Raw genomic sequence first — 18,254 nt, forward strand, 5'->3', positions numbered from 1 at the left:
GAGCCGTCGTCCTCGCGGGTGTGCACCACCCATCCGGGCGCCTCTTTGGCGTAGTTGCACGCCTCGCACAGTCCAAGTCCGTTGCGCGCGCTGGTTTTTCCGCCGCCGCGGTCGGGGGTGGCGTGATCGTGGTGGCGGATCGGGGCGTTGCAGTAAGGGGTTCGGCACGTCTGGTCGCGTAGCCTGAGCAGGCGCCGCACCACCTCGGCGGGGACCGGCCCGTAGCCCTGCAGGTGGCCGGGGCAGTCGTCACCGCCGAACAAGGTGGTGTCGGCCAGCACCAGGTTCAGGTTGAGGTCTACCGGCGTGGTCACTGCGCGTCCGGTGATGCGTTCATAGGCCGTGTCGGTCATCACCTGCCCTCGCCGAGCGACCGTCGCCGGTCACGGTGGCCGCGCGCTGGAGTGCGGCGTACATGCCGATGCCCTGCGACAGCGGCATCAGGAACGTCACGTAGACCATGCCGTTGGGGGCGGGCCGGGTCGTGACACAGCGAGCGCCGGCGGCTCTGTTGTTGCGCTCGACCACGGCCGCGGCGTCCAGGCGGGCGGTGATCTGTTTGGCTTCACCGGCCACCCGGCTGTCGCCCCACCCCGTCAGCCTCCTCATGTCGGCGCACATCTCGGCATCAAGCTGTCGCCGGTGCGCCAGGGACAGACACGCCGATTCGCGCACGATCAGCGTGGCGCGATACTCCGACAACGCGCCGGCCTGCAGCGCCGCGAGGGTGTATGGCATCTCGAGGACCAGCGCCTTGGCGACACCGAGATGCGTGTTGCCCTTCACTGGGGCGTCGCGGCGTGCCAGCGCGATCTCCGACGCCAAGCCCTTTCCGCGCCGCTTCTGCGGTATTCCGGCGGCCTGTTCGGCGGCTGCGTGCTTGGCGGCCCACAGCGCCGTTGCCCGGGCCTGGGCCGCGGCGGCCTTCGACTTGAGCTGTTCGCAGCGCTCGACGAGCATCCGGAGGTCCTCCTCGGATGCCCCCGGGTCGATGCCGAACAGCCCGTCGAACATGTGTTCGACAGTACTCCCCGCCTCCGACACGCGACGGCGGCGCGTCGAGCCCGGTCAGGAACGGACGAGCCGCGCGATCGCCGCGGAGGCCTCGGCGAGCTTCTCCTCCGCCTCGGCGCCGCCGGCGGCGACCGCGTGGCTGACGCAATGTCCCAGATGTTCGTCGAGCAGACCGAGCGCCACCGACTGCAACGCGCTGTTCACCGCGCTGATCTGGGTCAGCACATCGATGCAGTACTTGTCCTCGTCGATCATCTTCGCGATCCCGCGGACCTGGCCTTCGATGCGGCGCAGCCGTTTGGCGTAGTTCTCCTTCTGCGCCGAGTAGCCGTGCGCCTCGCCGGGCGCGGTGGTGGAACTGTCGGTCACGGCATGCCCTCCAGCATCTTCTTCATCTGAGCGATCTGAGGGTCCAGACCGGCCACGATCGTCCTGGCGATCGAGACCGCGTCCACGTTGGCGCCGTCGGCGATCTCGTCGTTGGCGATGGCGACACCTCCCTGGTGCTGGCCGACCATCGACTCCAGCCATAGTTTGTCGAATTCCGGCCCGGTCAGCGACTCCAACCGCGCCATCGTCGCGTCGTCCACCATCCCCGGGACCGACGCCCCCGTCGCCTCCGGCGCTTCCCCGCCGCCGTCGGTGCGGATGTCCGGGTTCTCGTCCCACTGCACCAGGAACACGTTGAGGATGTTGATCTCGGGTTGCTGGGTCGCGACGATCTGATCGGCCAGACCGTTGATCTCGGTGTTCGCCGACCGCGGCCCGGCCAGTTTCGCCAGCTCGATCGCCTGCTGGTGGTGTTTGATCATCAGGGTGGCGAAGGTGATGTCGGCAGAGTTGTAGCCGGCCGGGTTGCCGGTGATGACCGGTGACTCGGGGCTCGGCGAACCGGCGGACTCCTCCCCCGAGTTCTGCCCGCCACCACAGCCGGACACCAGCAGCACGGCGCACACCGCGGCGATCAGACGGACGAAGATCCACGTCATGTGGCCAGCGTACTAGTACCCCTCGGGGGTATCGATCCGCTCTTGGCGCGCAGCCGTCACGCGCATAATCAACCGCATGCCCTCAGGACCTGCCGAAACCCCGGACATCAAACCCCGCAGCCGCGACGTCACCGACGGGTTGGAGCGCACTGCGGCGCGCGGCATGCTGCGCGCGGTCGGAATGACCGACGACGACTGGGGCAAGCCCCAGATCGGCGTCGGGTCGTCGTGGAACGAGATCACCCCGTGCAACATGTCGCTGCAACGGCTGGCGCAATCGGTCAAGACCGGTGTGCACGCCGCGGGCGGCTATCCGCTGGAGTTCGGCACCATCTCCGTCTCCGACGGAATCTCGATGGGCCACGAGGGCATGCACTTCTCGCTGGTGTCGCGCGAGGTGATCGCCGACAGCGTCGAGACGGTGATGCAGGCCGAGCGTATGGACGGGTCGGTGCTGCTGGCCGGTTGCGACAAGTCGATCCCCGGCATGCTGATGGCCGCCGCGCGCCTGAATCTGGCGAGCGTCTTCCTCTACAACGGCTCGATCATGCCCGGCGTCGCGCGGCTCACCGACGGCAGCGAGAAGGAAGTCACGATCATCGACGCCTTCGAGGCGGTCGGCGCATGTGCGCGCGGGCTGATGTCGCGCGAGGACGTCGACATCATCGAACGCGCGATCTGTCCCGGTGAGGGCGCCTGCGGCGGCATGTATACCGCCAACACGATGGCCTCGGCGGCCGAGGCGCTGGGAATGTCGTTGCCGGGCAGCGCATCCCCGGTGGCCATCGACAAGCGCCGCGACGAGTTCGCCCGCCGCTCGGGCGAGGCGGTGGTCGAGATGCTGCGCCGCGGCATCACCGCCCGCGACATCCTGACCAAGGAGGCGTTCGAGAACGCGATCGCGGTGGTGATGGCGTTCGGCGGGTCCACCAACGCGGTGCTGCACCTGCTCGCGATCGCATGGGAAGCCGAGGTCGAGCTGACGTTGGCGGACTTCACCCGCATCGGCCAGAAGGTGCCGCACCTGGCCGATGTGAAGCCGTTCGGCGCGTACGTGATGAAACACGTCGACGAGATCGGCGGGGTGCCGGTGGTGATGCGCGCGCTGCTGGACGCCGGTCTGCTGCACGGTGATTGCCTGACCGTGACGGGTGAGACCATGGCGGAGAACCTCGCCCACATCGAGCCGCCGGATCCCGACGGCAAGGTGCTTCGGGCGATGAACAACCCGATCCACCCGACCGGCGGCATCACGATCCTGCACGGGTCGCTGGCCCCCGAGGGCGCGGTGGTCAAGTCGGCCGGGTTCGACTCCGACGTGTTCGAGGGCACCGCACGGGTATTCGAGCGGGAGCGGGCCGCACTCGATGCGCTGGAGGACGGCACGATCACCCACGGCGACGTCGTGGTGATCCGCTACGAGGGCCCCAAGGGCGGGCCGGGCATGCGCGAGATGCTGGCCATCACCGGTGCGATCAAGGGCGCCGGGCTGGGCAAGGACGTGCTGCTGATGACCGACGGCCGGTTCTCCGGCGGGACGACCGGGCTGTGCGTCGGACACATCGCGCCCGAGGCCGTCGACGGCGGACCCATCGCGTTCGTGCGCGACGGGGACCGGATCCGGCTCGACGTCGCCAACGGCACGCTGGACATCCTGGTCGACGAGGCCGAGTTCGAGTCGCGCAAGGCCGGTTTCGAACCGCTGCCGCCGGTGTACAAGACCGGGGTGCTGGCCAAGTACACGAAGCTGGTGCGCTCGGCGGCGGTCGGCGCTGTGTGTAACTAGCTGTCGGCGCCTGGCCAGGTGCCGCGCCGCCGCGCAAAGTTTGCCCTCAATTCACCCGTGCGCCTTGTCCGGACGTGAGAGCATCGCTGGACTGGAGATGCTCGCGCTCGACGTGGAGGCAGCATGGTTCGTGGGTTTGCCGCGATGTCGGCAACAGTGGCGGCTCTCGGTGCGCTCTCGGCGGCCCCAGCCGCCGCTGCGGCCGAGCCGGACCAGACGGTCCGGATTCTGGACGGCCAGATCCGATGCCTGATCAGTGCCGACTGGCAGGGGCGTGGACGTCCCGCCGCGGTCTGCGGCCGCGTCGACGGGCAGGCGTTCCAGGCGACACCGAAGGGGATGAACCTCGCGGTGGTGCTCGGGACGGGGGCGGTGTACTACATCGCAGGATCTGTTCCCGGCCCCGAGTCCGCCGACATCGTCCTCGGCGCGGGGCAGACCGACCACGTGAACGGATGGACCATCCGCTCCGAAGAGCTACGCGCGATCATCAGCTACGACATCGGCGGGCACGGCATGCGGATCAACCCGGTGGAAGCGACGTCACTGTGGGTGTGACCCCACGCCGATACCGCTGCGCCCGAAGCTTTTCGGTGTGAGCACACCGAGGCGAGATCGATCACAGCACGGTCGGGGGACAAAGTGGGTACGCCAATCGTGATGCGAAACCGACTCAAGGCCGCCGCGGGCGTCGTCGCCGCGCTGGCCGCGCTGACGTTCACCCAGTCGCCCGCCGCCCACGCGTTCGGTGAGTACCCCGTCGCCAGTCCCGGGGCCTACCTGGTCAGTACCACACTCGCCGGGAACGGCCAGCCGTTCCAGTGCACGGCGGGGTTCACCGTCCGCACCCCCAACGGATCGCCGGCGATGCTGACGGCAGGGCACTGCGACCGGGACCCCGTCAACGACACGGTGCTGCAGCGCACCCCCACCGGCGACCGCGTCGTCGGCCGCTATGTGCGCTGGGATGTGCTGCCCGGGGTGCGCGACGTCGGCCTGGTGGACCTGGCCGGCAGCACGGTGCCGCTGGTCAGCCAGGTCGACGGGATGCGGGTGTCGCGGGTGATGGATGCCGGTGAGCTGCGCGCGGCCAATCCAGAGCTGTGCAAGTCCGGGGCGCGCACGGGTGTGTCCTGCGGCCCGATCACGAACATCACCGACAACCAGGTGTCCTTCCGCGCCTGGGACGACCTGGGCGACTCCGGCGCGCCGGTGTACGCCCGCCTGCCCGACGGCACCGTCGCGGCCGTCGGCATCCTGTTCGCCCACAGCGACGACGTGTTCGGCCGCATCGTGCACGCATCGCTGGTATCGCCGGTGATGTCACTGTGGGGGCTGAGTAATTGGGGCTGACAGTCCTGCGAGCCGGCGCCTCATAGCTGGGAGGAAACCGGTCGTGGCGCGCCCATCGCGGCGCACCCAGCATGGCTGAATGCACCTGCATCGGTCACACCTCCACATCGCCTGTGGCGCCGCGGGGTTGGCGGCGGCCATGGGTATCGGCCGGTTCGTCTACACCCCGATCGTTCCGTTCATGACCGCCCAGGCGGGCCTCGCGCCGGGCGGCACCGGCCTGCTGGCGACCGCGAACTACCTGGGCTACTTCGCCGGCGCCCTCGCGGGTTCACTGCTCCCCCGGCTGGTCCGCACCGTGACGACGTGGCGCTCCGCCCTGACGGTCAACGTCGCCGCCCTCGCGGTGATGCCGGTGGCGCGCGACGTCCTCACCTGGGCGGTGATCCGTGCGGTCGCCGGCTTCGCGAGCGCGGTGTTGTTCGTGATCGCCGTCGACTGGATGCTCGATCACGCCAGGGGGCGGTCGGCGCAGCTGCCCGGCTGGGGTTTCGGCGGAGTGGGCCTGGGCATCGCGCTGTCGGCCGGGATGTTGCTGCTCCTGCCCGTCACCGGGTGGCGGGCGGCCTGGTGGGTGTCGGCCGCTCTGGCTGCCGCGACCGGTGCCGTGGCGTGGCGGATGCGCGCCGCGCGCGCACCTGCGTCCTCGGCGGCGTCGGCGACCGGGCGCCCGCGGACGTGGTTCCTGGTGCTTCTCGTGTGCTATTCGCTTGAGGGGGTCGGCTACATCATCGCCGGCACGTTCCTGGTCGCCGCCATCGGGCAGGCTTCTCCGGGACCGCTCGGCAACGCGGCGTGGCTGGTGGTCGGTCTTGCCGCCGCGCCGTCGGCGGCGTTGTGGGCGATGGCCGGCACGCGCTGGTCGCGGCCCGCGCTGCTGGTGGTCGCCCTGCTCGTGCAGGCGGCCGGAATATGCCTGCCGGCGTTGCTCGGTGGCGCGGCACCGGCATTGATCGGCGCGGTGGCGTTCGGTGGCACGTTCATCGGCGTGAGCACCACGGCATTGGCCGCGGGACGAGACCTGGCCTTCCCCGGCGCGGTGGCGTTGCTGACCGCCGGATACTCCGCCGGGCAGGTCCTTGGTCCGTTGCTCGTGAATCCTGTTGTCCACCACGGCTACCGCAGCGCACTGCTGGTGTCGGCGGCGGTGGTGGCGCTCTCGGCGCTCACCGCCGCGTGGCTGAGGTCGGGTTGCGCCGAACTCAGGCCGGCGCCGCGCGGTGCGGGTCGTCGGCGGGAAGCCACATCCCGGGCGCGGTGACCGGCGAGCCGTCCACACCGGCGGAGAGCGCGTCGACGACGTTGTGTACCAGCGGGTTCGGCTCGTCCCGCCGCCACACCAGCGACCAGGTCCACATCGGTGTGGGGTGCTGCACCGGCCGACGGATCAGGCCGGCCGGGATCGAATCGTTCTGCCCCTTCGGATTGTTCAGCACCGGGCGCCGCAGCCGGCGGACATGGTCATAGAAGGTGGATCCGGTCACCCCGCCGTCCTCGACGTGCTCCACCCGCGCGCCCGTCGCGTCCGCGAACTGCCCGGCGTAGCGGTTCCACGACGACCAGCCGGCCTCGTCGGCGTCCAGCAGCACCGTGACGTCGCACGCGGCGACCGGACCGCCGTCGCGCCCGAAGCTCACCGCGTAGAGGCGGTCGGCACCGACCAGTCGGGCGTCGAGTGACAACTCCCGCAGATCCTTTCGCTCGACCCAGCAGATCGCGAGATCCAGGCTGCCGTCGGCAACCCTGGCGGCCTGCGCGTGCGACGGCATCACCCAGGTGTCCACCCGGAGCTGGGCGACCTCCGCCGCTCGCTCCGCCCAGTCCGTCGGGCACCACTGCACATAGCCGATCCGGATCGGGTCTGAGGACGACAGGCCGAGCGCATGGCGACGCAACTCGTCGGCCTGTGCGATCAGGGCGCGGGCACGCGGGAGAAGCGCGGAGCCGGCCGGCGTCAACTCCACCGACCGCCGGTCACGGTCGAACAGCGCCACCTTCAGGTCGCGCTCGAGCGCCTTGATCTGTTGGGACAGTGAAGGACCCGCGATGCGCAACCGTTCGGCGGCCCGCCCGAAGTTCAGTTCGTCGGCCACCGTGACGAAGTAGCGCAGCTGTCGCAACTCCACCCTGGCCAGCGTAATGCAGTGAGAGCCTGCGCCTATCAGGAGCGAGCCGATTGGTCCCAGCCGCGCGGACTTCGCCGCCATCTCGCGGGCGTTCGACCAATCATCACCTGAGAAAGGACATCGACATGACCTCAACCCCGCGCGTCGCACTCATCACCGGCGCATCACAAGGAATCGGCGCCGGCCTGGTCGCCGGATACCGCAAGCTCGGGTACGCGGTGGTGGCCAACTCCCGCACCATCGAACCCGGTGACGACCCGATGGTGCTGGCCGTCCCGGGCGACGTCGCAAAGCATGGCGAAGGACGACGCGTGTTCGACGCGGCGATCGACCGCTTCGGGCGCATCGACACCGTCGTCAACAACGCGGGCATCTTCATCGCCAAACCGTTCGCCGACTACACCGACGAGGACTACGACGCCATCACCGGGGTGAACCTGCGCGGCTTCTTCGAGATCTCCCGGGCCGCGGTGGCCCGGATGCTCGATCAGGGTGACGGCGGCCACCTCGTCACGATCTCCACGACGCTCGTCGAGCACGCCAACGCGGCGGTACCGTCGGCGCTGGCGTCGCTGACCAAGGGTGGCCTGAACGCCGCGTCCCGTGCCCTCGCCGTCGAGTTCGGCTCGCGCGGAATCCGTTCCAACGCTGTATCTCTCGGCATCATCCGCACGCCGATGCACCAACCGTCGGAGTACGCGGGGTTCGAGGCCCTGCATCCCCTCGGCCGTGTCGGCGAGATCGACGACGTCGTCGACGCCGTCCTGTACCTCGAGGGCGCGCCGTTCGTGACCGGCGAGATCCTGCACGTCGACGGCGGCCAGAGCGCGGGCCGCTGACATGGCTGCCGCACAGATCGTCTCCGCGGTCATGGACGAGTGGAAGGCCGGGATCGACCACCACGATCCCGGCCGGGTGGCCGGTGTGTTCACCGAGGACGCGGTGTTCCAGGGCCTGCGCCCGTACGGCGTGGGCAGGCCGGCTGTCGCCGCCTACTACGCCTCCCAGCCCGCGGGGATGACGGTGGACTACCGCCTTCTCGAAAGTCGCCGCCTCACCGACCAGTCCGCCACCGGATATCTGTCGGCGACGTTCAGCTATCCGGACCGCGCCGACGTCGTGCTGGCGATCGGGGTCACCCTCGTCCGGCAGGACGGCCACTGGCTGGTCGCGCAGTACCAGGCGTCGGCGAGCGCTCCTCCTAGAATGGCGACGGACTGAGCAGCGGCGGCATCGGGTGGAGGTGAACGACATGCCCACGGCGTTCCCCGACATCGACGTGCTCGAGGAGGTGCTCGACGTCGCGGCGCGGGCGCCGTCGGCCGGTAACGCCCAACCGTGGCGCTGGCACGTCGACCGCGGCGGAATACGGCTGCTCGCCGACTGGACCCGCAGCCTCGGCGATTCCGACGACGACCGCCGCGACGTGATCCTCAGCTGCGGCGCGGTCCTGCACCACTGCGCGGTCGCGCTCGCCGCCGCAGGCTGGTCGAGCCGGATCCAGCGCACCCCTGACGACACCGTGCTGGCCGCGCTCGAACTGCACCGGTCAGAACCCGGTGATGGCACCCTCGAGCTGGCCAGGGCCATCACCGATCGCCGCGCCGACCGCCGCCCCTATCACGGGGCGCTGCCCGCGGGCACGGTCGAGCTGCTGGTGTTGCGGGCGGAGCGCTTCGGCGTCCGGCTGGCGGTGGTCCCGACGGCACGGTGGGCCCGACTCGGGGACACCGAGTTCGCGCTGCGCTACGGAGACGCGGCACCCGGCCGCGCCGGCGACGACGCCGTGATGCTGGTGCTGGCCACCGAGACGGACAGCGAGGCGGCGCGACTGCGGGCCGGGGAAGCGATCAGCGATCTGACGCTGGCCGCCGCCTCACTGGGCCTGGCGAGCTGCCCGCTGACCAATCCGCTGAAGGACCCGCGCAACCGGCTCGCGCTGACGTGCGAGGTGTTCGACGGCGAGGCGCACCCGCAGGCGCTGATCAAGCTCGGACCGCGGCCCGACGGCGAGCTGCCGCCGGCCGCCGCGCGGCGGTCCGTCGCCGAGACGACGGTTTTCGATCTCGGCCAGACCTGAACCGAGGCCGCTCAGTCGTAGATGACGTCGAGCCCTTTGCGCCGCAATTCGGCCAGGCTGTCGCGCATCGCCTGCAGTTGTTCGTCGGAATGCCCGACCCAGTCGGTGATTTCGCCGACGATCTTCACCGGTTCCCGGGTGCGGAACGACCGGGTCGGGTTGCCGGGCAGCTTCTTGTCGGTGACGTTCGGGTCGTCTTCGAGGGGTCCCTGCGGTTCGACGACGTAGATCCGGCCCGGGCCGTCGCCGGTGGCGAGCTCTGCTCCCCACGCCGCGGCGTCGAGCGTCTGGGTCACGTACACATGGTTCATCACTCGTCCGTCGTCGTAGTTCGACCGGTGCCCCGGCACCAGATGGTCCCCGACCGACAGGTCGGCTTTGGTGCCGTGCAGGTACGCACCGGACTCGTGGACTTCAAAAGGCTTGGGCCGCTGCGGCATAAGACTCCCCGTTCATCAGCTCGGTCGGACCGCGCGATTGTGCCCCAGCTCGGGGGTCTTGCCGCAAGCCCCCTGGTGTGCCCTAAAGTGAGAGTGGGACAAGGAGTTCAGGTCACGTGGTGACGCGCAGCTCGGCATCCGGATACGAGCTGAGCGTCACGACCACGGTGCCCGGGCCCGTCACGAACGTGGTGTTCGCGTAGCCGATGAAGCCGTAGTGGCCGTCGATGGTCGACACCGCGGTCAGGTCATGGCTGCCCGATGAGCCGGTATCCAGATTCGTCCATGTCACCGTCTCGGTCAGCGCGCACGATCCGTCGTAGATGCCCGCGTCGTAGTTGATCGCCACCCGCACCCCGTTCTCGACCTGGTAGTCGATCTGCACCGGTGTCACCATCGCCTCGCCACGGACCGTTCCGCCGCACGCCGGCGTCGGCTGGACGGCAACCGGGTCGAGATGGGCGAACTGCTCGGCCTGCGCCGGGGCGGCCGCGAGCCAGGGCAGCGTCACCGCGGCGGCGAGCGCGCCTGCCGCACGAAACCACGTCATGCTGGGTTATCGGCGAGCTGCTCGGCGGTGTTAGCCGCGCGAATGCCCGTCCGCGATGCAGCGGAACCCGATGTGGGTGGTGGCGCTGTCCTGGGACTGCGGCGAGCGCGCGGCGGGCCGGTAGCGGTGGCAGTACTCGGGGGCGCACAGATGCGAGCCGCCCTTGAGCGCCTGGTTGACCGTCGGATCGGCCGACGGGGCCGGCGGACAGCAGCCGTTCGTCGTGGGTTCGTCGAGCCGATGGTGACGCGAGTACGTCGTGGTGGTCCACTCCCAGACGTTGCCGATCATGTCGACCAGGCCGAACGCGTTCGGCGGGAAGGTGCCGACCGGGCTTGTCCCGACCCAGCCGAGGGCGCCGTCGTTGCGGTACGGGAACTCGCCCTGCCACGTGTTGGCCATCAGCTCTCCGCCCGGCGCGGCGTCATCCCCCCAGGCGTATCTGGACGTCGAGCCGGCCCGCGCCGCGTACTCCCACTGGGCTTCGGTGGGCAGCCGGCGCCCGGCCCATGCGGCGTAGGCCGCCGCGTCGGGGTAGGCCACCTGCACCACCGGATGGTCGGTGCGGTCGTCGATCGAGGACTGCGGTCCGAACGGCCTGCGCCAGCAGGCTCCCGGAACCCAGGTCCACCACTGCCGCCAGTCCCGCAGGTCCACCGGGCCGGCCGTGGGCCTGAACACCAGCGCACCGGGCAGCAGATCGGCTTCCGGTACTCCCGGGAAGTCGGCCGGGTCCAGTGCCTGTTCGGCGACGGTGACGTAGCCGGTGGCATCCACGAACTCGGCGAACTGGGCGTTCGTCACCGGGTGCCGTTCTATCGCGAACGGTTCCACGGTCACGGTGTGGACGGGGGCCTCCTCGGGGTAGAAATCGATCGACCCCATCCGGAACGCCCCACCCGGCAGGTCAACGAGGTCCGTCAGCACCCCGCCAGGCTAGGCGCATCCGAACGTCAATTGCGCACGCTGGTGTCGACCTGAGGCACCTTCACCCGCGGATACAGCTGGCCCAACCAGGGGTTGTTGCTGTCACGGCCGTACCCGAAGCCGAAGCCGGTACCGCCCCAGCCGGGGCCGGTCCAGCCGATGCCGGGGCCCCGGTCGTCCTGGCCCCCGAATACCGGGCCGGGTCCGTCAGCCTGGGCCGGTCCGGCGAATCCGATCACCGCCGCCGACAACGCTCCCGCTGTGACGCTGAGCAAGCCACTGAGCAATCCGATCTTCTTCACGGCTCTCGCCTCTTCCTTGCCGCTCGGGTCTGCGGGCTGTCGTCCCGCGATGTCTGCTGAAACCCCGGCGCACGCCGAAGAATTCCGTCCCCCGAAACACTCCGCCCGTTCCCGCCGACGATTTACGTGACTGGAGTAACGTTTTGCGGGTGTCTGACGCAGGTTCATCGGTCGTCGAACTCGTCGATGTGGTCGACGACCGATTCGGGGGCAAGGCGCTCGGGCTCGCCGAGTTGATCCGCCTCGGCGTGCCGGTGCCACCCGGTTTCGTGATCACCCACGCCACCGGCTGCGCCCTGACCGAGGTTCTGACCGACCGGTTCACCCGGATGCAGGCGGCCGGTCAGACGCCGGTCGCGGTGCGTTCGTCGGCGGCCGGAGAGGACGGCGCCCAGCTGTCCTTCGCCGGTCAGTACGACACCGTGCTCGGTGTCGGGTCAACGGACGAGCTCGCCGCCGCACTCGAAAAATGCGTCAGCTCAGCCGAATCCGTGCGTGCCACGGCGTATCAGGACGGTGCCCCGCCGGCCGCGATGCACCTGGTGGTCCAGCAGATGGTCGACGCGCGCGCTGCCGGTGTGGTGTTCACCGCCGACCCGGCGTCCGGCCGGCGCGACCTGCTGGTCATCGACGCCGTCCACGGTCTCGGCGAGAGCCTGGTCGACGGATCCGCGTCCTCGGATCACCACGTGCTGACCCACGCCGGCGAACCGGTGGCCGGTGAGGTCGGCCCGGAGTCGGCGCTCACGGCGGCCGACATCGACCGGATCCGCGACGGCGCACTGCTGGCCGCGCGGCGCTGGGGACGGCCGCTGGACCTGGAATGGGCGATCGACCGCACCGGTGCGCTGTGGTGGCTGCAGGCCCGGCCGATCACGACGCTGCCCGGTGACCTCAACGAGATGGACACGCCGGTCACCGGACCCACCCACGTCTACACGCGGTGCAACATCGGCGAGATGATGCCGGGTGCGTTCTGTCCGTTGACGGCGTCGGTGAGCGGCCACGCGATCGACTACGCGATGCAGATGGTGCAGGTCGCCGGTGGCGTGCAGAAGCGCTACGAGGACCGCTGCCGCCAGGTCGGGTACTTCTTCGGCCACATGTTCCTGAACATGACCGAGGGCACGGCGCTGAGCTCGGGAATCCTCGGCAACTCGCTCGAGCAGTTCTCGCTGTCGGTCTGCGGCCGGGTGATCGACGAACTGGAGCCCGGCCCGCCGAAACCCTTCGCGCGCAAGCTGATCAACACCGTTCGGCTCAGCACCTTCGCGCTCAGCTCCGGACCGGCGATCCGCAGGCTGCCCGATACCATCGCGCGGTTCCCGGCCATCACCAGCCGCGACCCCGCCGTCGTGCTGCGCCAACTCGACGCGGGGCTGGAGATGTACCGCTACGTCACACTGGTCCACGTGCGGTCCTCGTCGCGCTCGGCGGTGGCGGCCAATGTGCTGGAGAGCCACCTCGTGCGGCAGGCGGCCAAGCGGGGCGCGGGCGAGACCGCGGGCAGTGCCGAGGCGATCCGGTTGATGACGGGCGCCGGTGTCGAAAGTGCGCTGATGGTCGAGGAACTCAACGCCGTGGTCGACACCCTGCGCCACGACCCTGACGCAGTCGGGGAGTTCCTGGCCGCGTCACCCGGCGAGGCCGTGACCCGGTTGCGGGACAGCGGCAACCCGAGCGGCGCGGCGCTGCGGGGTTTCCTGGACCGGCACGGCCACCGCGGGTACCGCGAACTGTGCATGCGGGATCCGTCGTGGGCCGACGATCCGGAGGGTCTGGGGTCGATGATGCAGGTGATGCTGCGGGCCCCGGCGAGGCAGGATCCGTCGGAAACCGCCGCCCCCGAACCGGAGTCGCGCACGCTACGGATGCTCGCCCGGCTCGCCCAGGGCGGCGCGCGCGGCCGGGAGGAGACCAAATCCCGGATGGCGCTGGTCGCCCACCTGCTCAAGCGGGGTTACCGCCATCTCGGCGAGGTGCTCTGCGACAACGGTGTGCTTCCCGACGCCGACCTGGTGTTCTTCTTCGACCGTCGCGAGCTGCCGCGGCTGGTGTCGGGCGGCGATGTGACCGAGCTGGTCGAGCGGGCCCGGCTCCGTCGTGACGCACTCCCGTACCAGGCCGCCCTGGAGTTCGACGACGTCTCGGTCGGACGTCCGACACCGACTGTGCGCCGGCAGGTTTCGACTGACGGCCAGATCGCGGGACGACCCGCCGGGCACGGCTCGGTGGAAGGTGTGGTCCGGGTGGCCCGTTCGGTCGTCGAGGCCCGGGATCTGCAACCCGGCGAGATCCTGGTCGCTCCGGTCACCGATGTCGGGTGGACGCCGTACTTCGCGGTGATCGCCGCGCTGGTCACCGACATCGGCAGCTCGGTATCCCACGGCGCCGTCGTCGCCCGCGAGTACGGGTTGCCGTGCGTGGTGAACACGTTGGTGGGCACCCAGGTGCTGCGCACCGGCGACCGGGTGCGGGTGGACGGCGACCGCGGACTGGTGACGGTCCTCTAGTCGATCCGGTTCCTGGCATCCATCGATGCGATGCCCTGGGTGGTAGTACTCCGCCCACCTTCCCGGGATGCGCGATGTTGCCTCCCGAAGTTGTCCTCACCGGAAGGCCGAAGTGCGGCCGACCAGCGTCAGACCCCTGTTCGGGGTCATGGCCGCGACGGTGCGAGGGAGAACCAGATGGGCTGCGATCCCGCTGCTGACGGACACACCGACGATTCCGTCCGGTGGTGGTACGACCTGCAGGACGATTCCTCAGCCGGGCACCGCGCCGCGGTGACCCGGATGCACGACTACCTGTTCCGCTCGGCGCGCCGGGAGCTCTACCGCGGAGGTACGTCGTACACCGAGAAGGAGATCGACGACATCGCCAACCAGGTCGCGGCGGACGCGCTGGTGGCCCTGCTGGCGAAACTGCCCGAGTTTCGCGGTGACTGCAAACTCACCACCTGGGCATACCGTTTCGTCGTCCTGGAGCTGTCGCACAAGCTCAAGATCCGGCGCCGGCACGCCTGGACGCCCCGCCTGCAGCTTGATCCGGACGACCGGGACGCGTTCGGCGATCCGTTCATCCACAACCCCTGCCGGCACGCCGAGGCCCGCGAGGCAATCCGCGCGGTCGGCCGCGCGTTCACGACGGTCCTGACCGAGCAGCAGCGGCGCGTCTTCGTTGAAACCGTGCTCGAGGGCGCGGCCCCGGAAGTCGTCGCCGAGAGGTACGGCATGTCGCGGAACGCGCTGTACAAGAGCATCTTCGACACCCGCCGTAAGATTCGCGGATTTCTGGCCGCTAATGGATTCGAAGTCGATGGCTGGTCACTGACGAACCCCGCCTGACCGAACCCACCCACCACGAAGCAGGTCACATCCATGCCCACAGTCGACAACCGCGATTCCGGGGACTCCTTCACGGTCGAAGCCCTTCCGCTGCGTGCCGACCTTCTGCGCGTCGCATACCGCTACACGCGCAACGCCGCCGACGCCGAGGAACTCGTCCAGGAGACGTACCTGAGTGCCTGGACGAGTTACGGAACCTACCAACCTGGGACGAACATCCGCGCCTGGCTGGTGCGAATCCTGGTGAACAACTGGGTGAACAGCTATCGGAAATCGACACGGCGCGTGCGGGAAACCCTCTCCGGTTGTCTGGCCCACGAACCGGCGGTCCATGCGATGACCGCCACCCCGTCCGCAGAGGACGTGGTGCTGCGAGACCACACCGACGAGGCCGTGAAGCGAAGCGTGGCAAGGCTACCGACGGGTTTTCAGGCGGTGATCTTCTACGCCGACATCTGCGATTACACGCTCAAGGAGGTCGCGGCGATCCAGAGCATCCCGCTCGGGACGGCGATGTCGCGGCGGCACCGGGGACTGCAGAGGCTGCGCACCCAGCTCGGCACCCCCGACACACAGCCCAGTGTGCGGTGACGGACGTGATCACTCTGTGGCGCAACGACATCGACCCTCTGTATGTGTCGGTACGGACGTGCGTGGTCACCATGGGGTTGATCGCGACCCTGATGACGCTCGTCGTGGCGTCGTGGTGACACCGTCGGGCACGCCTACCGTGTGCTCATGACCGAGTCCAACAAAGTTCTGGTCCGCAGGTTCTTCACCGCGGTCGAAGACGGTGACTTCGACGTCTTCGACGAGATCGTCGCGCAGGATTACGACGACCACCTTCCCGGCCGGCCACCCGGCCGGGAATCCCTCAAAACCTACTTCCGCGGGTTGCGGGAGGCCTTCCCGGATCTTCGGCTGCCGATCGCGCAGATGATCGCCGAGGGAGACCGCGTCGCGGTGCTCAACGCCGTCCAGGGCACCCACCGCGGCGAGTTCCTCGGCCTCGCCCCCACCGGCCGCAGCGTCGACGCCCCGGCGTTCCAGCTGTACCGGATCCAGGACGGTCGACTGGCCGAACACTGGGAGGTCGCCGACTTCGCGACGCTGCAGCGGCAGCTGACCGGGCCGGCCTGACACAGATCACACCGGCTCGCAAAACACCGGTTCGCCTGCGCCTTCGCGGCGATTCGATCACAGCTGCACGCCCCCGGCCTGCAGATACCGGGGAAAGTCGGACCGGCCGTCTACCATTCCCTCGGCACCCCTCCCCGACGATGGAAAGACACCAGACGTGAGTTACACCGCCGCTGACATCACCGAGCTCGACGATGTCCAGCACACCCGCCTGCGGCCGGCGGTCAACCTCGGTCTGGACGTCCTGAACACCGCCCTTCGCGAGTTGATCGACAACGCCGTCGAGGAGGTCGCCGACCCCAGCCACGGCGGGTCGACGGTGACCATCACGCTGCACGCCGACGGGTCGGTCAGCGTCGCCGACGACGGCCGCGGCCTTCCCGTCGACACCGACCCCACCACCGGTAAGAACGGCATCGTCAAGACCCTCGGTACCGCGCGTGCCGGCGGGAAGTTCTCCGCCCACACCGACGCCACCAGCACCGGCGCCGGGTTGAACGGAATCGGCGCCGCCGCAGCGGTATTCATCTCCGCGCGTACCGACGTCACCGTCCACCGCGACGGCAAGACCTACGTGCAGTGCTTCGGCCGGGGTTATCCCGGGGTGTTCGACGGCGAGGGTTTCGACCCGGACGCCGAGTTCACCCGCGACGACACCCAGAAACTCCGGGGCGTCGGCAACCGCAAGCCCAAGCTGCACGGCACCACCGTGCGGATCCTGTTCGACCCGTCCGTCGTCCCGGACTCCACCGTCGACATCGGCGAGGTGCTGCTGCGCGCCCACGCCGCGGCGCGGATGTCCCCGGGTGTGCAGCTGGTCGTCGTCGACGAGGGCTGGCCCGGTGACGAGATCCCGCCCGCACTGCTCGAACCGTTCAACGGGCCGTGGGGCACGGACACCCTGCTCGACCTGATGTGCACCGCGGCAGGCACCCCGGCCCCCGGTGTGCGCGCGATCGTCGAGGGCCGCGGCGAGTACACCACCGGCCGCGGGCCGACCCCGTTCCGGTGGTCGCTGACCGCCGGACCGGCCGAACCGGCGACGGTGGCCGCGTTCTGCAACACCGTGCGCACCCCCGGCGGCGGGTCGCACCTGACCGCGGCGGTCAAGGGGCTGTCCGAGGCGCTCGCCGACCGCGCGTCCCGTATCCGCGACCTCGGGCTGGCCAAGGGTGAAGAAGGACCGGAGCCCCAGGATTTCGCGGCCGTCACCGCCCTGGCCGTCGACACCCGCGCCCCCGACGTGTCGTGGGACTCGCAGGCCAAGACCGCGGTGTCGTCCCGGTCGCTGAACCTGGCGATGGCACCGGATGTGGCGCGCAGCGTCACCGTGTGGGCGGCCAACCCCGCCAACAACGACACCGTCACACTCTGGACCAAGCTGGCACTGGAGTCGGCCAGGGCCCGGCGCAGTGCCGAGGGCGCCAAGGCGCGCTCCCGCGCGGCGTCGAAGGCCAAAGGCCTCGGCACCAACCTGTCGCTACCGCCGAAGCTGTTGCCCAGCAGGGAAACCGGCCGCGGCTCGGGCGCCGAACTGTTCCTCTGCGAGGGCGACTCGGCGCTGGGCACCATCAAGGCCGCCCGCGACGCGACGTTCCAGGCGGCGTTCCCGCTGAAGGGCAAGCCGCCCAACGTGTACGGGTTCGCGCTGAGCAAGGCCAGGGCCAAGGACGAATTCGACTCGATCGAACGCATTCTGGGCTGCGGCGTGCGGGACAACTGCGATCCGGAGCTGTGCCGCTACGACCGGATCCTGTTCGCCTCCGACGCCGACCCCGACGGCGGCAACATCAACTCGAGCCTGATCTCGATGTTCCTGGACTTCTACCGTCCGCTGGTGGAGGCCGGCATGGTCTTCGTGACGTTGCCGCCGCTGTTCGTGGTGAAGAACGGTGACGAGCGGATCTACTGCCAGGACGAATCCGAACGTGACGCGGCGGTGGCTCAGCTGAAGGCGACCTCGAAGAAGCGCGTCGAGGTGCAGCGTAACAAGGGTCTCGGCGAGATGGACGCCGACGACTTCTGGAACACCGTGCTGGATCCGCACCGCCGCACGGTGATTCGCGTGCATCCCGATGATGCGGACAAGAAGCTGCACCACACGCTGTTCGGCGGACCTCCGGAGGGAAGGCGCACGTGGATGGCCGAGATCGCCGCCCGCGTCGACACCGCTTCCCTCGACCTCGACTAGGAATCTGAC

The 18,254-nt window shown here is 69.5% G+C and carries 20 protein-coding genes; 12 read left to right on the plus strand and 8 right to left on the minus strand.

From position 1 onward, the window contains the following. Nucleotides 1–333 precede the first annotated feature (333 nt). From NTM_RS29120 to NTM_RS05540, 3 genes are read right to left on the minus strand one after another with little or no spacing between them, the layout of a single operon-like run. The gene (locus NTM_RS29120) at nucleotides 334–1,014 is read right to left on the minus strand and encodes a DUF222 domain-containing protein (protein WP_435405032.1); all 681 of its coding nucleotides are present in this window, start codon (nucleotides 1,012–1,014) and stop codon (nucleotides 334–336) included. A gap of 54 nt (nucleotides 1,015–1,068) precedes the next feature. Further along, the gene (ricR, locus tag NTM_RS05535) at nucleotides 1,069–1,383 is read right to left on the minus strand and encodes a copper-sensing transcriptional repressor RicR (RefSeq protein ID WP_104864593.1); all 315 of its coding nucleotides are present in this window, start codon (nucleotides 1,381–1,383) and stop codon (nucleotides 1,069–1,071) included. Then, a complete protein-coding gene (locus tag NTM_RS05540; protein ID WP_163765701.1) occupies nucleotides 1,380–2,003 on the minus strand; it encodes a DUF305 domain-containing protein in 624 nt (207 codons plus the stop codon). Before NTM_RS05540 ends, ricR begins: the two co-directional genes overlap by 4 nt. Before the next feature lie 76 nt (nucleotides 2,004–2,079). Here NTM_RS05540 and ilvD point away from each other — a divergent pair, with 76 nt between their 5' ends. From ilvD to NTM_RS05560, 4 genes are all read left to right on the plus strand, one after another. Continuing rightward, entirely contained in the window at nucleotides 2,080–3,789 is a 1,710-nt protein-coding gene (ilvD, locus tag NTM_RS05545; protein WP_104864595.1) for a dihydroxy-acid dehydratase, read from the plus strand. A 123-nt stretch (nucleotides 3,790–3,912) separates the two neighbouring features. Continuing rightward, nucleotides 3,913–4,347 carry a hypothetical protein gene (locus NTM_RS05550; RefSeq protein WP_104864596.1) on the plus strand — a complete coding sequence of 145 codons (435 nt, stop codon included), beginning with the start codon at nucleotides 3,913–3,915 and terminating at the stop codon, nucleotides 4,345–4,347. 102 nt (nucleotides 4,348–4,449) lie between these two features. Continuing rightward, nucleotides 4,450–5,142, plus strand: a complete 693-nt coding sequence (locus NTM_RS05555) for a chymotrypsin family serine protease (protein WP_104864597.1) — start codon at nucleotides 4,450–4,452, stop codon at nucleotides 5,140–5,142. A 79-nt stretch (nucleotides 5,143–5,221) separates the two neighbouring features. After that, nucleotides 5,222–6,403 (plus strand): YbfB/YjiJ family MFS transporter, encoded by a 1,182-nt coding sequence (locus NTM_RS05560; protein WP_232079625.1) that lies wholly within the window; start codon nucleotides 5,222–5,224, stop codon nucleotides 6,401–6,403. On the opposite strand, the gene NTM_RS05565 is transcribed toward NTM_RS05560, so the two are convergent. Further along, a complete protein-coding gene (locus tag NTM_RS05565; protein ID WP_104864599.1) occupies nucleotides 6,345–7,268 on the minus strand; it encodes a LysR family transcriptional regulator in 924 nt (307 codons plus the stop codon). The two genes, NTM_RS05560 and NTM_RS05565, sit on opposite strands and share 59 nt — an antisense overlap. Before the next feature lie 125 nt (nucleotides 7,269–7,393). Here NTM_RS05565 and NTM_RS05570 point away from each other — a divergent pair, with 125 nt between their 5' ends. From NTM_RS05570 to NTM_RS05580, 3 genes are read left to right on the plus strand one after another with little or no spacing between them, the layout of a single operon-like run. Continuing rightward, complete coding sequence (locus NTM_RS05570; RefSeq protein WP_163765702.1) at nucleotides 7,394–8,107, plus strand: SDR family NAD(P)-dependent oxidoreductase; 714 nt, start codon at nucleotides 7,394–7,396, stop codon at nucleotides 8,105–8,107. A 1-nt stretch (nucleotide 8,108) separates the two neighbouring features. Further along, nucleotides 8,109–8,489, plus strand: coding sequence for an SgcJ/EcaC family oxidoreductase (locus NTM_RS05575; RefSeq protein ID WP_163765703.1), 381 nt, complete (start codon nucleotides 8,109–8,111; stop codon nucleotides 8,487–8,489). A 31-nt stretch (nucleotides 8,490–8,520) separates the two neighbouring features. After that, nucleotides 8,521–9,348: a nitroreductase family protein gene (locus NTM_RS05580; RefSeq protein ID WP_163765704.1), complete on the plus strand. Its 828-nt coding sequence runs from the start codon at nucleotides 8,521–8,523 to the stop codon at nucleotides 9,346–9,348. Nucleotides 9,349–9,359: 11 nt separating this feature from the next. On the opposite strand, the gene arr is transcribed toward NTM_RS05580, so the two are convergent. The 4 genes from arr to NTM_RS05600 form a co-directional block, all read right to left on the minus strand. After that, nucleotides 9,360–9,788, minus strand: coding sequence for an NAD(+)--rifampin ADP-ribosyltransferase (arr, locus tag NTM_RS05585; RefSeq protein ID WP_163765705.1), 429 nt, complete (start codon nucleotides 9,786–9,788; stop codon nucleotides 9,360–9,362). A 112-nt stretch (nucleotides 9,789–9,900) separates the two neighbouring features. After that, nucleotides 9,901–10,338, minus strand: a complete 438-nt coding sequence (locus tag NTM_RS05590) for a hypothetical protein (RefSeq protein ID WP_163765706.1) — start codon at nucleotides 10,336–10,338, stop codon at nucleotides 9,901–9,903. Nucleotides 10,339–10,368: 30 nt separating this feature from the next. Then, entirely contained in the window at nucleotides 10,369–11,265 is an 897-nt protein-coding gene (locus tag NTM_RS05595) for a formylglycine-generating enzyme family protein (RefSeq protein WP_163765707.1), read from the minus strand. 26 nt (nucleotides 11,266–11,291) lie between these two features. Beyond that, nucleotides 11,292–11,567 carry a hypothetical protein gene (locus NTM_RS05600; RefSeq protein WP_104864607.1) on the minus strand — a complete coding sequence of 92 codons (276 nt, stop codon included), beginning with the start codon at nucleotides 11,565–11,567 and terminating at the stop codon, nucleotides 11,292–11,294. Nucleotides 11,568–11,716: 149 nt separating this feature from the next. On the opposite strand from NTM_RS05600, the gene NTM_RS05605 reads away from it, so the two are divergent. The 5 genes from NTM_RS05605 (at nucleotide 11,717) to NTM_RS05625 (ending at nucleotide 18,245) form a co-directional block, all read left to right on the plus strand. Beyond that, the gene (locus NTM_RS05605; protein ID WP_163765708.1) at nucleotides 11,717–14,080 is read left to right on the plus strand and encodes a PEP/pyruvate-binding domain-containing protein; all 2,364 of its coding nucleotides are present in this window, start codon (nucleotides 11,717–11,719) and stop codon (nucleotides 14,078–14,080) included. 282 nt (nucleotides 14,081–14,362) lie between these two features. Next, nucleotides 14,363–14,914, plus strand: coding sequence for an RNA polymerase sigma factor (locus NTM_RS05610; RefSeq protein ID WP_163765709.1), 552 nt, complete (start codon nucleotides 14,363–14,365; stop codon nucleotides 14,912–14,914). 33 nt (nucleotides 14,915–14,947) lie between these two features. Further along, nucleotides 14,948–15,505, plus strand: coding sequence for a sigma-70 family RNA polymerase sigma factor (locus tag NTM_RS05615; RefSeq protein WP_104864610.1), 558 nt, complete (start codon nucleotides 14,948–14,950; stop codon nucleotides 15,503–15,505). A gap of 147 nt (nucleotides 15,506–15,652) precedes the next feature. Next, entirely contained in the window at nucleotides 15,653–16,054 is a 402-nt protein-coding gene (locus NTM_RS05620; protein ID WP_163765710.1) for an ester cyclase, read from the plus strand. Between the two features lie 157 nt (nucleotides 16,055–16,211). Next, nucleotides 16,212–18,245, plus strand: a complete 2,034-nt coding sequence (locus tag NTM_RS05625) for a toprim domain-containing protein (RefSeq protein WP_163765711.1) — start codon at nucleotides 16,212–16,214, stop codon at nucleotides 18,243–18,245. Nucleotides 18,246–18,254: the final 9 nt, after the last annotated feature.

The organism is Mycolicibacterium parafortuitum (assembly GCF_010725485.1).
Taxonomy (GTDB): Bacteria; Actinomycetota; Actinomycetes; order Mycobacteriales; family Mycobacteriaceae; genus Mycobacterium.